Here is a 14413-nt window from a genome sequence, read left to right on the forward strand (position 1 = left end):
GATAGACAAATTCGTGCAGATTCGTTCGTAAACCGAAATAAGTGAAAAAATACCGTGTAGGAATATTGGGAGCAACAGGAACTGTGGGGCAGCGCTTCGTGCAGTTGCTTCAAGGGCATCCGCAGTTTGAAATAACCGCGCTTGCCGCTTCTGACCGCTCGGCAGGCAAATCGTTCGCGGAAGCTTGCGCGTGGAAATTGACAGGCGACATCCCTGAGAATGTACGTGAGATCGTTGTTCAACCGATCGAGCCGCCTCTGGATTGCGATATCGTATTTTCGAGCCTTCCATCGTCTGTCGCACGCGAAACCGAGGAATCGTTCGCACGGGCAGGATTTCCGGTGATAAGTAATTCCTCATGCTATCGGATGGATGAGGATGTGCCGCTGCTAATCCCTGAAATCAATGCAGATCATTTAGGCCTGATCGAGGTCCAGCAGCAAAAGCGGGGATTTGCTAAAGGTTTTATCGTGACAAATCCGAATTGCGCGGTGACCAGTATTGCTCCGCCCCTTGCCGCACTTCACCGTCGGTTTGGTGTCGAATCGGCAGTTGTGACAACGTTGCAGGCAATTTCCGGAGCTGGATATCCGGGCGTCGCATCTCTGGATATCATCGATAACGTTATCCCGTATATCGCAGGCGAAGAACCGAAGGTCGAGACCGAATCCCAAAAGATCTTGGGGGAAATGGTCGGCGGTGCAATTCACAAGGCGGACTTTACACTTTCGGCACAGTGTTTCAGAGTGAACGTGATCGATGGTCACACCGCCTCAATAAGGGTCAACCTTCGCAACACGGCCACGCTTGAAGACGTGGTTGATGCGATGAAGAGTTTTCCGGTGCTCGATCTTCACTCTTCACCCGATCGATTCATCGACGTTCTTGACGAACCATCGCGGCCGCAGCCTAGGCTCGATCGAGATCGAGGTAATGGAATGACCGTAATTGTCGGTCGCGTTTTTCCAGACAATGTTTTTGACTATCGTTTCGTATCGCTCAGCCACAACACCGTCCGCGGGGCGGCAGGTTCGACCATTCTCAACGCAGAACTGCTTATAGACAAAGGCGTTATCTGAAAATGGGACCTATCTCAGCCTCTGAAAGAACGTTTGCCCAAAAGGTGCTGATCGTAATCGGCATTGTCGTTCTCACCATAATGCTGATCGCATTGCTCTACTATACGATCGACATTCTGTTATTGATCTTTTCTGGTGTCCTTATCGCGATCTTCTTACGCGGTTTAGCCGTTCCGGTGGCGTCGCGGTTCAAGATTCCCGAGGGATTGGCGGTGCTTGGTATTTCCGCCGTATTGTTGGTCGTTCTCGCCGGGGCGGTCGCATTGCTTGCCCCAAGCGTTGCCGAACAGGTCCAACTTCTTAGAGTAAAGCTTCCGCAGTCGGCTAAGCAGGTTGGCGATTACGTCGGGCAGTTTGGATGGGGCCAGGCGCTTATCCGCCAGATGCCGAGCACAGAAGCGATAATGGAGAAGATCGACACTGGCCAATTGATATCTGGTGTCGGCGGCGTCTTTTCTTCGACCGTAGGAGCACTCGGAAATTTTTTTGTGGTGGTTCTTCTCGCGGTCTATTTGGCTGCCGAACCGCGCTTGTATTCGAACGGATTCGTGCGATTGTTTCCGATCGGTTCAAGGGCCCGAGTAGGCGAGGTGATGGACACGATCAGCGATACACTTAGCTGGTGGCTGATCGGGAAGATCGGATCGATGGTCTTTATAGGGGCATTGACCTGGGTCGGGCTTTCGATCATTGGCGTACCCCTTGCCCTCACACTCGGGCTTATCGCCGGCCTTCTGTCATTTATCCCCAATTTTGGCCCGATAATTTCGGCGCTTCCCGCATTGCTCTTAGCATTTATAAACAGCCCGATAACAGCCTTATACGTACTGGGACTTTATGTCGGGGTTCAGCTGATCGAGTCGAATCTGGTGACGCCGATAATCGAACGTGAAACCGTCGAATTACCGCCTGCACTAACGATCATCTTTCAACTCGTTTTCGGTGTGACACTTGGCGGCCTCGGCCTGGTTCTGGCAACGCCGCTGCTCGCAATGATGATGGTCGTCGTCCAAATGGTTTACGTTCAGGACGTTCTGGGAGACAGCGGGGACTTCGATGGCAGCGCGGTGAATGCTGATAGCGGTACCCCCGAAGAAGAAACCTGAAAACTATGATCGAACGCTACACATTGCCCGAAATGGGCGCGATTTGGTCGCAGCAGAACAAATTCCAGAAATGGCTGGATGTCGAGATCGCCGTTTGTGAGGTTCATGCCGATGATGGAACCATCCCTGCTGACGCACTCGCTGAAATAAAGGTCAGAGCTGCATTCACGCCTGAGCGTATCAGTGAGATCGAAAAGACGACCGATCATGACGTCATTGCGTTTACGACCAATCTTGCCGAAAATATCGGCCCGGCATCTCGCTTCGTTCATTACGGCCTGACATCGAGCGACGTTGTCGACACCGCAAACGCGATACTTCTGCGGGAATCGTGTGACTTGCTTATCCAGAGGATCGACGCAATGCTGCCGGTACTGAAGCGACGAGCATACGAATTCAAAGATACACCGCAGATCGGGCGAACGCACGGCATTCATGCCGAACCCACCGCATTCGGGATGACATGGGCGTTGTGGTTTTCCGAGATGGAACGTAACCGGCAGCGGCTTGCTCAGGCTCGAAGTATCGTTGCCGTCGGCAAGATCAGCGGTGCCGTCGGAGCCTTTGCCCATTTAGGGCCTGATATCGAGGAACGCGTTTGTGCGAAACTCGGACTTGCGGCTGCCGATGTCTCAACACAGGTCATTCAACGGGACCGTTATGCTGAATACCTATGTACTCTTGCGATAGTCGCTTCGACTCTTGAAAAGATCGCTCTCCAGGTACGCCATTGGCAGCGAACAGAGGTTCGCGAAGCTCAGGAGGCCTTCAAGAAGGGTCAAAAGGGCTCGTCGGCCATGCCGCATAAACGAAACCCCATACTGTCCGAGCGGATCTGCGGTATGGCTCGAACAGTTCGCGCAAATGCGATCGTAGGGCTCGAGAACGTCGCTTTGTGGCACGAACGTGATATTTCACACTCTTCGGCTGAACGGATAGTCTTGCCCGATTCCTCGGCAACACTTGATTATATTCTTGCGAAAACAACTTCGTTGCTAGACACGCTGGTCGTATTTCCCGATAACATGCTAAAGAACCTTTCGATATCGAAGGGGTTGGTCTTCAGCGGGCAGTTGATGCTCGCTCTGACGCAAAAAGGCGTCTCGCGTGAAGATGCATATGTTTTTACTCAGCGAAATGCGATGAGGGTCTGGGACGAAGGCGGTGACTATCAGGACCTGGTTATGAAAGACGCGGACATCTCTTCGTATTTGTCACCCGAAGAAATTGCCCGCGTCTTTGATCTGAAACATTATCTACGCAATGTAGATGCCGTTTTCAAAAGAGTATTCGGTTAGGCCCATTTTTCGGCCATATCACCAACAATTGGGAATTTGAATTTCTCGCCCTGATAGCCCTTGATGCATCCGTATATCATTGCACCCAAGAATGCGATGATCACAACGAAACTCAGAAGGCTGAAGAGTGAACCAAGCGTCCCGCTTACTACCGCGCCGATCACCCCGCCGATCACGGATATCGCGATAACCAACACGATGTAAAGCCCGGTTAAAAGCAGCGACTGAAACGCGTGGAAGCGCATCGTCTTGTTGTCCTTATCCGATACGAGAACGATGATGCTGTAAACCAGGCTCACGAGGCACACCGGCAAGTAGCAAAGCAATGCACCGACATTGGTGTCCAATCCAAGTGCGGTCTTACCGCCTCCCATGTTTTGCATATTCTTTTTGATTTCTCCTTTTGAGGTATTGAAAGATAAAAGCGACTGCAGTGATGACAGCGTGAAAGTTAACACAAGATGTTGATAAATACAACAAATTGCGTAACAATCTACAATTTATTTCGGAGAGGTAAATGAAAGCAAAAGTATACGTTACGCTCAAATCGAGTGTTCTCGACCCTCAGGGCAAAGCCATTCATCATTCCGTCCAGACTCTCGGGTTCGACAGGATCGCGGACATACGTCAGGGCAAGTATTTTGAGATAATGCTCGATGGAGCTTTCACTGAAGACGAGGCCCGACGTTCCGTCGAGCAGATCGCCAGAGACGTGCTTGCAAATCCCGTTATCGAAGAATATCGAGTGGAGATAGTTGACCAATGAAATTCGGAGTTATCGTATTTCCAGGCTCGAACTGTGATCATGATGCATATCATGTGATCTCGAAACACGTCGGACAGCCTGTTGATTTCGTCTGGCATAAGGAGACCGATCTTGGTGGGTTCGATGCTTTGATCATCCCCGGCGGATTTTCATACGGCGACTATCTTCGTGCCGGTGCACTGGCTCGTTTTTCTCCGGTGATGAATGCGGTAAGGGAGTTTGCGTCTGAAGGGAAGTTCGTTTTCGGGATCTGCAATGGGTTTCAGATACTTTGCGAGGCGGGGTTGCTGCCCGGAGCCCTGATGCGAAACGCCGGCCTTCATTTTGTTTGCCGGCACGTCAACGTTCGTGTAGAGAATCAGAATACGCCATTCACCAAGGTCATCGAACCAGGCCGCGTCTTGTCGATTCCGATCGCCCATGCAGATGGCAACTATGCGTGCGACGACGAGACATTTGATTCACTCGAAGAAAACGGCCAGATCGTTTTCCGGTATTGCGAACAAGATGGTGAGATAACGGAAGCCGCAAATCCGAATGGTGCCCGCTCGAACATCGCCGGGATCTGCAATCTTGATCGAAACGTACTAGGGATGATGCCGCATCCCGAACGCGCTTGTGAAGAGATCTTGGGCTCGAACGACGGCCGCGACATATTCCTTTCGCTTACCAACGCGATCGCGGCGAATTAGAATATCAGCGAATAACACTGCGTGTGAAAAAGAGCCGCGAGATGCGGCTCTTTTTTGCGTTAATGTTACTTCGATCATCAGTACTTCTTGTCGCCATCGGTGGTCTCGATCTTTACTCCGCCGTTCGTGGTTTTTACCCGTATCGGTGCTCCGCCACCGTTGATCGAAGTGTTGATCTGCTTTGAGCGATGGCGTCCGTTCCACTCGCCTTTCTCGTCTTCGGTTGTAATGTTCAAGGCCGGAATATCGCTTTTGTATCCACCATTCACCGTTCCGGCCTCGATATTTGCCGCGTAGTTAACAGGCAAGTTGAGTTTTACACCGCCATTCGTGGTCGAAACGTCAAGGCCGTTTCCTCTCCAGCTCGACCCGGTAAGGCTTATATTGATTCCACCATTCGCAGTGCGACCGCGTACGTTGCCCGAAACGTCGCTCAGGCTTATGCCGCCGTTTACCGTAGTAAATTCGAGATTGCCGTCGACGCCCGCGATCGAAATGCCGCCGTTTTTGGCCGTAAGTTCGAGATCGGTATTGCGTGGGACCGTGATCTGATACGAGACGCCCCAGTTGCTATCATCAGATCTGTTCTCTGCTACGATCGTACCGCTCGTTGAGATCTTGATATTCTCGGCGTTCGCACGAGCGTTTTGTTCGGTTGTTCCCCAGGCATTGACACAGGCCCGGACCTGGATCTCACCGACGTTTCCGCCTTTTACTGAGATCCCGCCGTTTCGTTCGCCGTCAACTCGCAGAGTCCCGCTCGCCGGTACAGTAAACTCACGCAGTTCGCGGTGGCCAACTTTATCGCCGCCGTAATTACTGTGGGCGGAACAGAATTCGTGAGATCCCTGTGATCTCGACTTTGTCTCCTGTGAATATGCATCGTCGATCAAGCCGCCAGTAACAAAAAGAAGAGTAGCTAGAAAAAACCTACTGAACTTTGGTGTAATCATTAAGAAGATCCTCCGGTTTTCTGAATATGAAAAATGCTTTTCTGTATTCAAAACACCGTGAGGATCGAACTTGTGACAAAAACTTGAAGGTGTGTCAACTCCAGGAAATATCGAGGAGATATTCTCCTGCACCACCGCGGTCATCCGTTATCTCAACGATTGCCGTAAAATCGTTTTCGGCCGTCGGCTGCTGAATTACCGCAATTCTACCCCGACCTTCGACCCTTGCACCAACAACGGTCACAGGCACTCTAGGCAGCCGAGCCGTGAAACTATGATTGCCGGGTGCTGCCGCCCGACCGGTTACTGTCTTTACTTCAAGCGTGAGGCCCTTGATCACGAGGTGAACTTTATCATCGACCGAACCTCGCCAATAGACCCTTCCGTCTTTTCTTTCGGCTTGAGCGATGACCGAAACACTGAAGACCAGTATCGAAAAGACGACCGGAATTATCATTCGTTTCATAAAGGAACCCCTAAATCTGATTTGGATGACAGCCGGAATATCAAATCAGCCGCGACAAATACGAACTTGAGCGAAATTCTAGCGCCAGCATCGGGCATGACGCAACGGGCATCATCGAATGTCGACCGTTAGGCCGGTCGTGTTCATCTCCCAATTAAGTACTTCAACCCCATTTTCCGATCCTAGAGCTGACTCGACATCAGACCTGCGGTCAGCTTCGCAGAAGAAAGCGATGCATCCCCCGCCGCCCGCGCCGCACACTTTCGCTGCTAACGCACCATTTCTGGTGGCTTTGTCGATAAGCTCATCCATGTGCGGTGTGGTAATGTTTGGCGAAAGCCGTTTTCTTTGAGGATGGGCCGAGTTGAGAAGTTCACCGACCGCTTGCCAATCGTTTCTCAGCAACGCCTCGCGCAGACGCAGCGAACCATCGCGGATCCCTTCGAATATGTCGAACAGCTCCCGATCGCCGTCTATATGTCGTTTGGTGATCTCCCAGTTGTTCGTACCCGAATTCCGCGGCTCGCCCGTGTAACATACCACGATCCGATCTTTAAGCTCAGAATGATCGAAATCGAGTGCTTCGCGCTTTATACCCTCCGGCGAAAAGTGTATGCACGCCGCACCGCCGTATTGCGCGGAATAATAATCCTGGAATCCGGTCGGGACACGTATCACCTGACACTCAACATTTGCCGCGATCGGTATGAATCGATCGGCGGTGTAACGTTCGCCAACCAGGGCGTTAAGTGCGCCAATGCACGCGATGTTAAGAGTCGACGAACCGGCAAGACCGGCGCCTGCCGGTGCCTCCGATTCTGTTGTCATGTGAAAACCGGTCGTGGGCTTGAAGAAATGAACGAGCTTCGAAAGCAGTTCGAGCCTTGGTTCATTTCGAAGTTCGTGAATGCGGTCGATCGTCGTCTCAAAACCCACACCACGGTCGATCGATTCGAGGGAGATGACGTCATCGTCGCGTGTCTCAATGCGGCATTTGGCGAGCAGGCTGACGGCAAAATTTACGGTCGCGGCTCCGTCGTGAAACAGAAAAAGCGGTGGAATATCAATTGTTCCTCCGGCAAGATCGACGCGGGTCGGCGCGGACGATTCGATTATCACAGATTACTTTCCTCGAGAGTTTTTCGAAATATGGACTATAGGATGACGTGCTATATTACAGCAGGTTTGTGTGAAAGATATAGCCGTACCATCATTTTTTGGCGGCAGCACCGGATCTTACTTTTGGTTTTCCATTCGGACCCTCCAGCTCGTCTCTGTTTGGCTCACGCGTCAGATGAAGACGTTCGGTCAGGTCATGGAGCTTTTCCTGAGCTACCTCTTCGACCGCATGGAGTTTTTCTTCTATTTTGAGTATCGTTTCGGGATCGGCCTCCTCGACCTTCTCCGAAAGCCAATATCGCTCAACGGCATAAAGGATGATCACGGCGAATAGAATGACGAAGAACAATGCGATGCCGATCTGCTGAAAATCGCCTATGATCGACGTTATCGCTCCGCTAAAGAAGTAGCCGGTTCCCGACAGCACCAGGACCCATGTGAAGCAGCTGATAGCGTCAAGAACAACAAATCGGGCGAACGGCATTCGGCCCACACCATAGAAGACGCACATTGCCGCACGAATGCCGTATATGTATTTCGAAATGATGATCGCAAAACCGCCGAATTTATCGATCAATTTGTCGATACGCGGCTGAGCCATTTTATAAAAGCGGTAGTGTTTTGCCTTTTCGTGGAAGATCCGACCAATGCCGTAGCCAATATGGTCGCCAACCATCCCGCCGAGGGTTCCGAATATTACTACCTTGGCAAAGCTGTAATCACCGAAAAAACCGCCCTGAGCCATTGCTCCAGAGATGAGCAAAGTGATGTCACCCTCAACCATACAAAGAGCGAAAACCGCGTAAATGCCATACTCCGCGATTATTCTTGAGAGCTCATCCATAAAAAAGTGACGAAGCGCGACCGCTTCCGGGGCACTTGTCAGGTTAACGCCCTAACGCATATCAGTCAAACTTTCGATATCACGCGACCAGCAACATCAAGCGCGATCGCGAGGCTGCAGAAACGCGGCTACGCACGGAAGATGATCTACTTATTCGTTTCTTGGCCAATGATCAACAGCTTTGACGCTACGGATCAAATGCCAGGGCGGATCTCGACCTTTACGCTGAACGCACCAGTATTGTCTTCCAGATTACCTTCGTTGATGCCGAGAAACAGGGCACCATCTCGTTCGGCTGTAAACTCTCGCTCGGACCCGATATAGATGAAATCGTTGTTATCGTCACCGATCACAGCTATCAGGGCTCCCGTCGGTACCGCTTGCATCAGTTTGCCTTTGTCGTCGATCTCGTAGCGGCCCGACGGACCGGTCATCTGCCCATTCCCGAGCGACGCTTCGCCGTCACCAATTATCTTGATGCGCTGTCCCTTCTTTACAACCCAACCCGAATTGGTCCAACCGTTTGAAGTGTTGTCTGCAAGTACTTTTACATTGAGTTCGATCGGCTTCACCGCTGACGCTCGTTCGCTTGCAACTGTAGGATACTCGGCTGGCGGGTCGGACCGAACAACTTTCGGTTCGGACTTGATCACTGGTGGTTTTTGAACGGATGCAGTACTTGTATCTGTCGTTATCACTCGAGGCACGCTTGCTGGCCGCGAGCTCGCCGACTGAGGATTCGAACCCGCATTTCCCGCGACAGAGCGTTCCGCGTTGGTGTTTCCCGCATCGAACTCGACCGATTCGACTTCATCTGCCTCGAAAGTCAGGGTTCGTCGACGTTGGCCCTCGCCGATCGTCACGGTAAACCTGCCGCCGCTGAAGCCCGTGATCTTTCCCTTCACGATACTACCGTCCTTGAGCCGGATAGTATCTGCGAATGCTGTGGATAACATGACGCCGATCAGCACCAATATACTTAGTTGTCGAAAGATCTTTTGCATCGCTTTAATTCTCCAAAGAGGCCTATCTTTTCCATGTTCCGGCTTGACTCACTGAACCCGGTTACAAAGTTCATTCAATGACCGGAAAAAAGATGTCGGTGCCGCCTTTTCAGTTGCAAGGAATCTGCCAGACGCTTCTCGAAACGCATTATACTATGCACTGCAAGCAATCTGTACGCAGAGCTTAGCAATTAGCGCCGGAAAGCGGCGAAGGTGACGTGCAAGTTCACCGCGCTCAGCCGTTCCAATTGCGATGAGGAACGGTGGATCGCGAATCCACATCCTGGATGCAGTAGACAAACGAGTAAAGGGAGAGTTTGAAAATGAGAATAGTTGCATGTCTGATCGGAACGATCATTGGGTTTGGGGGATTTGCAGTGAGTGCACAGGATAACGGACTGTCGGGAACCGTATGGCGACTGACGGAAATGAACGGGGACAAAGTAAGCAATTCGCGCGCATTTATCGAAGTGGACAAAGGGGCATCGAAACTTAGCGGCAACGCAGGATGCAATCGGATCTTTGCTGGTTTGACGATCGCACGGAGGACGATCACAGTTTCAGGGATCGGATCTACGCGCATGGTGTGTCCTGACCAAATGTCTGCCGAAGCCGAGTTTATTTCCGCTTTGAGGAGCGTAACAAGATATCGCCTCGATGGCGATTCGCTATCGATGTTTGCGGGCCGAAAGGTGGTACTTCGTTTTGGCACGATCAGCACAGATGATTCGACCTCGGACGACATCAGCGCTCTTGCGGACAAAAAATGGGTGCTCGATTCCGTAAAAGGTGAAGCTGTGGGACCCCTCGGCACGCAAGCGTTTATGATCTTCGACCCGGCAAAATCAAGCCTTGGCGGGAATACGAGCTGCAATGTCTTTGGCGGAAACTACACGATCGACAAAGGCAAGTTCGAGTTTTCGCAAGGCATCTCAACAATGCGGGCGTGTATCGAAGACGAGCGAATGAGCATTGAGAGGTCGTTTCTCGACGGACTACGAACGGCAGACCAAATCGAAATTATCGAAAACAAACTCACGCTTTTTCGTGACCGCGAGGCCTTACTGACCTTCGTCGGGACCGAAAAATAACTGCTTCGATCAAAGAAATAGAAAAAGATGCCGTTAAACCTGATCGGCATCTTTTTCGTCTTTAGGAGGGGAGTTCGAGAGAAAGGGTATCGTCTATTTCACTACGATCTTATCAATCTCTTCTTTGAGTTTTGCAATAGCCGTATTCGAAGGCTCGACAGCCTCAAGCCTTTGGAGAGCGGCAGTTGCCTTTGCTGAGTCGCCTTTCTTGGTAAAGGCGATCGTAAGATTTTGAAGAGCCTGAACGTGATTAGGCTCCTTCTCCAACGCCGTATTGAACTCTTTTATCGCCCGGTCATAGTCCGGCTGCGGCCGGAACACGAACGTCAGTCCGAGATCGGTGCGAACGTTCAGGTCATCAGGCTTCTTTGCCAGTGCCGCTGTATAGCTTTTCTCGGCGTCTTCATACTTACCAGAATCAAAGTAGGCGTTACCCAAGTTTATGATCGTGTCCAGATCGTCCGGTTTTAGCTTCGCAGCCTGTTTGAGGAATTCGACCGCTCCCTCAAACCGTTGGATCTGATAGTACATCTCGGCCGCTTTGATCTGCGCCTCAAAATTGTTAGGCTCGGCTCGGGCCTTTTCGATCGCGGCCTGAACCTCAGGTATCGAACCGCCTTGAGTTCCTGTTGGCGGATGGCCAGCCGGCATGTTCGCAGAAACGGCGGCCGGATTTATTGCCGTCAAGGCAGCACTTTGGTTTACCGAGTTGGCAAACATGAACCCGATTATGGCGCCGGCAAAAAGTCCGACGAGGCAAAACAATACATTTTCTTTATTTATCATTTTTCTTATGCGTAAGAGTGTAATCCCGGAAGGAGATAACTTACTCCAAGATAGGTGAATATCACAAACAGGAACGCGACCAGTGCGAAATAAGCCGAACGCCGTCCACGCCAGCCATAAGCGATCCGGGAATGCAGGAATCCTGCATAGGTAAGCCAAGCCACCAAGGCACCCGTCTCCTTTGCATCCCAGCCCCAATATCTTCCCCACGATTCATTTGCCCAAACCGCACCGGTGATCAGAAGAAGCGCTAAGCCCGCGAAAGCTATGCCACCAAGCTTGTACATCAACCCGTCAAGGGTCTTAGCAGACGGAAGCGACTCCCGCAGCCTATCGGTTTTAATACTGAAAAGAAGAACAAAAAGCGTTCCCGAAAATGCAGTGATCAATGCGGCAAGCTCGACCGGGTTCGCATTGAGGCTCAAATGCAGCCGATCGCCGTTTTGTTGGATCCAATTAGCAGACATCCCGATCAGCTGGTCTGCTGGGATCTGCGATATCTGCTGCTGCGGCACGTCCTCTTGCTGCAGCATCCAAACCGCGAACCGTTCATATTGCATCGGATCTATGAGCACGAGCACATTCTGGATCGTTTTGATCTGATAAACGAGTGTCGCGATCGCAGCGGCGTGTGCGATTAGAGATCCGAAAAGCATGCCAAGGCCGATCCTTTGGGAAGCCCTGTCATCTTTGGCCAAATATACACCGAACGCGAACATAGCTCCGATCAGCAAAACGGCCGCGGCGACCAATATCCATCCGACATACGGAATGTCTGCCCGCAGTGCGAGCGACATACGCGAGTCGCCGACAAACGTCGACGCGGTGTATGTGCCAAAAGACGCCGGAGCGAACACGCTAAATTTGCTGATCGTCGCAAATACCGAAAGGGCAAAAATACCGGTCCAGAGCGTCATTTTCTCGACTTTCAGGCCGTCTTTCAAGAGATACAGCACTGCCGCCGCAAAGCAGACCAACGCGACTCCATAGCTGAGCGACGCGATCCCGACATGGATCGGACGCCAGTAAGAATCGAGAACCGGCGGAAGATCGAGCAGATCGTCACCGATAAATCGGGCAAGTACAAGGATGATCGCGGCAAGCGGCAATGAAACGCCCGCGATTATTCGGAAATCCCTTCGCCGCATCACCAGAAGCGTTGTTATCCCCGCTCCGAAAGCAAATGCAAGACTCAGGTCGTAAAGGTTCGCAAATGGCACGTAACGGAACAACCAGGGCATTTCGGCTGCATCTCTGCCTTGGCTTCTGAATATCTCCAGTTCGCGATCATGAGCAGCAACCCATCGGACCAGCCAGCTCGAGAGATTAAAGAAAACACCGAGCGTTGCGGCCCAAAGGCCGAGGCTTTCGGCAAACCGGAACGGTGCGTAGAAATTGGTCAGGTAAAAGACCGCGGCGATCAAATATGCTGCGAGAGCAAGCATCATCAAAGCGCCGTCAGAGATAAAGGCCGCACCACCGAAGTAGATGCGAGCAGCGACCAAGATCAGCGAACCTGCGATCGAAATTGCAAACGGTATGTACGTCTGTGCCGCGTCATCCGCAATAACAAACGCTTCGCCTGTATCTCCGGCAACGACAGGTGATTTCAAAATACTTTCACTCATTTGGAATTTGTCCCTTCATTTCATCGACGATCGCCTTTTCGATCCGTTCAAATCTCTCGTCGAATCCGTTTTGATTCCGATTCGCGTGTCCCGCCAAAGTTATTTCGATTTTTCCGTCAGGCATTTCATCGATAACGGCCCAAACCCGTTTGTGTGAGTACATGAAAACACCGACAAGCGTGATGAAGAGCATCGCAAATCCTACATAAACGATGTTCGAGCCCGGATCGTGCTGGACGGAAAGCACGTGTTGATCGGAAACCTTTTCGAAACTATTCATTTTGAAGGTGTACCCGCCGACCGGTTTTTTCGCGATCGGGATCTCGCCCACCTTCGGGCCAAACACGGTCGCCGTCTGAAGCACTCCACCTGGAGGCAGCACTTCAAGGATCGCCGCCGGATTCTGATATCCGCTTGTGTCTTCATTCGGATCTTCGGGACCGATCCGAAAGTTGCCGCGAAATTCTTTCAAGATCAGCTTTGCACCGTCAGCGAGACTTACATTTCCGTTGCGGGCTAATTCGACGGTTTCCGTTTCGCCGCCATTGACAGGCGTGGCTTCGATCGTTACGGTGCGAGCCCTTCCGATGGGTGTAAAACTTGCCTGAAAAAAACGATATCCGCGAAAGTCGAAAGGGCGGTTCATTTGGACAAACGCGTCGTGCGTTCCGGTTTCGTCCGTGATGCGGAAATAGGTCAACCAATCTATCGTGTTGTTGGCGGCCAGCGATCCGTCATTACGGATCAGTATTTGCCGAATATCCGTGCATTCGACCGTGAATGGCAGCTGCTTTGTGACCTCAGTCATTTTGTCCAGCTCGAACGCCGTGTCGAAGATCAGATCAGAGCTTTGCCCCGGGGCTAGCGGTAAATTACCTGTGTTCCCAAGCTGCGCCGTCAGGAAACCTCCGAGAAAGATCGTCAGCAACGCGACGTGTACGGCGCAGAACATGAAGCGATTCCACACGCCGGACTGGCCGAACGCGAACGTTCTGCCATTCTTCACTTCGACCGCCGGCGAGCCGAGTCCATGCTCTCGAAATGCCTGCGAGATGCTCCTTAAAGCAGATTTTTTATCGACCGATGTAATTATCGAAACGCAGTTAGATCGTTCGCGAAGCCACCTCAATGGAACGGTGACGGTCGGTTTCGAGACAAACGGCCAGATCTTGGGAAATCGCTCCAAAGTCGCGAGTATTATATTCAGCGAGAGCGCTGAGAGCAGAGCATTAAAATACCAAGAATGGTAAATGTCAAAGAAACCTAGTCTGCCGTAGACAAGACGCTGGGCAGGCGTCAAAGATGCGAAATAGTTGCCGAAGCCGGTAACATTCTGCTGCATGACGAGCATCCCGATCATGCAAGCTACGCCAAGCAATATGAGCAACGCGACACCGAGCCGCACGGAGCCCGCATATCTGAGAACCATCTCGAAGTACGGTTTTGGCCTCGCAGAGCGAACTCGCAATTGAGTAGCGGCGATCGTCTCAACTCTTTCAAATGCAGCCATATTCGTGTTGCCGTCGACCACTCGTGAGAATGCGATCGGCATGATCAATGCAGATCACGACCAGCAATCAG

At 51.6% G+C, this 14413-nt stretch carries 15 protein-coding genes; 6 read left to right on the forward strand and 9 right to left on the reverse strand.

Annotation, left to right across the window (positions count from 1 at the left end; genetic code table 11):
• Window positions 1-41 precede the first annotated feature (41 nt).
• From asd to IPM28_16985, 3 genes are read left to right on the forward strand one after another with little or no spacing between them, the layout of a single operon-like run.
• Window positions 42-1079: an aspartate-semialdehyde dehydrogenase gene (gene asd, locus IPM28_16975; GenBank protein MBK9174676.1), complete on the forward strand. Its 1038-nt coding sequence runs from the start codon at window positions 42-44 to the stop codon at window positions 1077-1079.
• A 2-nt stretch (window positions 1080-1081) separates the two neighbouring features.
• Window positions 1082-2185, forward strand: coding sequence for an AI-2E family transporter (locus IPM28_16980; GenBank protein ID MBK9174677.1), 1104 nt, complete (start codon window positions 1082-1084; stop codon window positions 2183-2185).
• 5 nt (window positions 2186-2190) lie between these two features.
• Window positions 2191-3483: an adenylosuccinate lyase gene (locus IPM28_16985; GenBank protein ID MBK9174678.1), complete on the forward strand. Its 1293-nt coding sequence runs from the start codon at window positions 2191-2193 to the stop codon at window positions 3481-3483.
• Here the strand turns inward: IPM28_16985 and IPM28_16990 are convergent.
• Window positions 3480-3866, reverse strand: a complete 387-nt coding sequence (locus IPM28_16990; protein MBK9174679.1) for a DUF4870 domain-containing protein — start codon at window positions 3864-3866, stop codon at window positions 3480-3482. The two genes, IPM28_16985 and IPM28_16990, sit on opposite strands and share 4 nt — an antisense overlap.
• Window positions 3867-4000: 134 nt before the next feature.
• Between IPM28_16990 and purS the strand changes: the two genes are divergently transcribed.
• A complete protein-coding gene (purS, locus tag IPM28_16995) occupies window positions 4001-4249 on the forward strand; it encodes a phosphoribosylformylglycinamidine synthase subunit PurS (GenBank protein ID MBK9174680.1) in 249 nt (82 codons plus the stop codon).
• Window positions 4246-4941: a phosphoribosylformylglycinamidine synthase subunit PurQ gene (gene purQ / locus IPM28_17000; GenBank protein MBK9174681.1), complete on the forward strand. Its 696-nt coding sequence runs from the start codon at window positions 4246-4248 to the stop codon at window positions 4939-4941. Before purS ends, purQ begins: the two co-directional genes overlap by 4 nt.
• A 77-nt stretch (window positions 4942-5018) precedes the next feature.
• Here the strand turns inward: purQ and IPM28_17005 are convergent, their stop codons facing one another.
• The 5 genes from IPM28_17005 to IPM28_17025 all read right to left on the reverse strand — a co-directional run bounded on the left by IPM28_17005 (window position 5019) and on the right by IPM28_17025 (window position 9327).
• Window positions 5019-5894, reverse strand: a complete 876-nt coding sequence (locus IPM28_17005) for a DUF4097 family beta strand repeat protein (protein MBK9174682.1) — start codon at window positions 5892-5894, stop codon at window positions 5019-5021.
• A gap of 94 nt (window positions 5895-5988) precedes the next feature.
• On the reverse strand, window positions 5989-6360 hold the full coding sequence (locus IPM28_17010) for a hypothetical protein (protein ID MBK9174683.1): 372 nt from the start codon (window positions 6358-6360) through the stop codon (window positions 5989-5991).
• 111 nt (window positions 6361-6471) lie between these two features.
• A complete protein-coding gene (locus IPM28_17015; GenBank protein MBK9174684.1) occupies window positions 6472-7479 on the reverse strand; it encodes a GHMP kinase in 1008 nt (335 codons plus the stop codon).
• 91 nt (window positions 7480-7570) lie between these two features.
• Window positions 7571-8323 carry a DedA family protein gene (locus tag IPM28_17020; GenBank protein ID MBK9174685.1) on the reverse strand — a complete coding sequence of 251 codons (753 nt, stop codon included), beginning with the start codon at window positions 8321-8323 and terminating at the stop codon, window positions 7571-7573.
• Between the two features lie 194 nt (window positions 8324-8517).
• Window positions 8518-9327 carry a hypothetical protein gene (locus IPM28_17025; GenBank protein MBK9174686.1) on the reverse strand — a complete coding sequence of 270 codons (810 nt, stop codon included), beginning with the start codon at window positions 9325-9327 and terminating at the stop codon, window positions 8518-8520.
• A gap of 323 nt (window positions 9328-9650) precedes the next feature.
• Between IPM28_17025 and IPM28_17030 the strand changes: the two genes are divergently transcribed.
• On the forward strand, window positions 9651-10418 hold the full coding sequence (locus IPM28_17030; protein ID MBK9174687.1) for an META domain-containing protein: 768 nt from the start codon (window positions 9651-9653) through the stop codon (window positions 10416-10418).
• 93 nt (window positions 10419-10511) lie between these two features.
• On the opposite strand, the gene IPM28_17035 is transcribed toward IPM28_17030, so the two are convergent.
• The 3 genes from IPM28_17035 to IPM28_17045 are packed head-to-tail and all read right to left on the reverse strand — an operon-like array spanning window position 10512 to window position 14384.
• Window positions 10512-11204 (reverse strand): tetratricopeptide repeat protein, encoded by a 693-nt coding sequence (locus IPM28_17035; GenBank protein MBK9174688.1) that lies wholly within the window; start codon window positions 11202-11204, stop codon window positions 10512-10514.
• Between the two features lie 5 nt (window positions 11205-11209).
• On the reverse strand, window positions 11210-12832 hold the full coding sequence (ccsA, locus tag IPM28_17040) for a cytochrome c biogenesis protein CcsA (protein ID MBK9174689.1): 1623 nt from the start codon (window positions 12830-12832) through the stop codon (window positions 11210-11212).
• A complete protein-coding gene (locus tag IPM28_17045; protein MBK9174690.1) occupies window positions 12825-14384 on the reverse strand; it encodes a cytochrome c biogenesis protein ResB in 1560 nt (519 codons plus the stop codon). The genes ccsA and IPM28_17045 overlap by 8 nt, the downstream gene beginning before the upstream one ends.
• Window positions 14385-14413: the final 29 nt, after the last annotated feature.

The sequence above is a fragment of the Chloracidobacterium sp. genome (assembly GCA_016716305.1).
Lineage (GTDB): Bacteria > Acidobacteriota > Blastocatellia > Pyrinomonadales > Pyrinomonadaceae > OLB17.

What these genes read in the sequence shown, in the direction of transcription:
- IPM28_16980 (MBK9174677.1), top strand. Translation starts at nt 1,082, where the DNA reads ATGGGACCTATCTCAGCCTCTGAAAGAACGTTTGCCCAAAAGGTGCTG.
- IPM28_16985 (MBK9174678.1), top strand. Translation starts at nt 2,191, where the DNA reads ATGATCGAACGCTACACATTGCCCGAAATGGGCGCGATTTGGTCGCAG.
- IPM28_16990 (MBK9174679.1), bottom strand. Translation starts at nt 3,866, where the DNA reads ATGCAAAACATGGGAGGCGGTAAGACCGCACTTGGATTGGACACCAAT.
- purS (MBK9174680.1), top strand. Translation starts at nt 4,001, where the DNA reads ATGAAAGCAAAAGTATACGTTACGCTCAAATCGAGTGTTCTCGACCCT.
- purQ (MBK9174681.1), top strand. Translation starts at nt 4,246, where the DNA reads ATGAAATTCGGAGTTATCGTATTTCCAGGCTCGAACTGTGATCATGAT.
- IPM28_17005 (MBK9174682.1), bottom strand. Translation starts at nt 5,894, where the DNA reads ATGATTACACCAAAGTTCAGTAGGTTTTTTCTAGCTACTCTTCTTTTT.
- IPM28_17010 (MBK9174683.1), bottom strand. Translation starts at nt 6,360, where the DNA reads ATGAAACGAATGATAATTCCGGTCGTCTTTTCGATACTGGTCTTCAGT.
- IPM28_17020 (MBK9174685.1), bottom strand. Translation starts at nt 8,323, where the DNA reads ATGGATGAGCTCTCAAGAATAATCGCGGAGTATGGCATTTACGCGGTT.
- IPM28_17025 (MBK9174686.1), bottom strand. Translation starts at nt 9,327, where the DNA reads ATGCAAAAGATCTTTCGACAACTAAGTATATTGGTGCTGATCGGCGTC.
- IPM28_17030 (MBK9174687.1), top strand. Translation starts at nt 9,651, where the DNA reads ATGAGAATAGTTGCATGTCTGATCGGAACGATCATTGGGTTTGGGGGA.
- IPM28_17035 (MBK9174688.1), bottom strand. Translation starts at nt 11,204, where the DNA reads ATGATAAATAAAGAAAATGTATTGTTTTGCCTCGTCGGACTTTTTGCC.
- ccsA (MBK9174689.1), bottom strand. Translation starts at nt 12,832, where the DNA reads ATGAGTGAAAGTATTTTGAAATCACCTGTCGTTGCCGGAGATACAGGC.
- IPM28_17045 (MBK9174690.1), bottom strand. Translation starts at nt 14,384, where the DNA reads ATGCCGATCGCATTCTCACGAGTGGTCGACGGCAACACGAATATGGCT.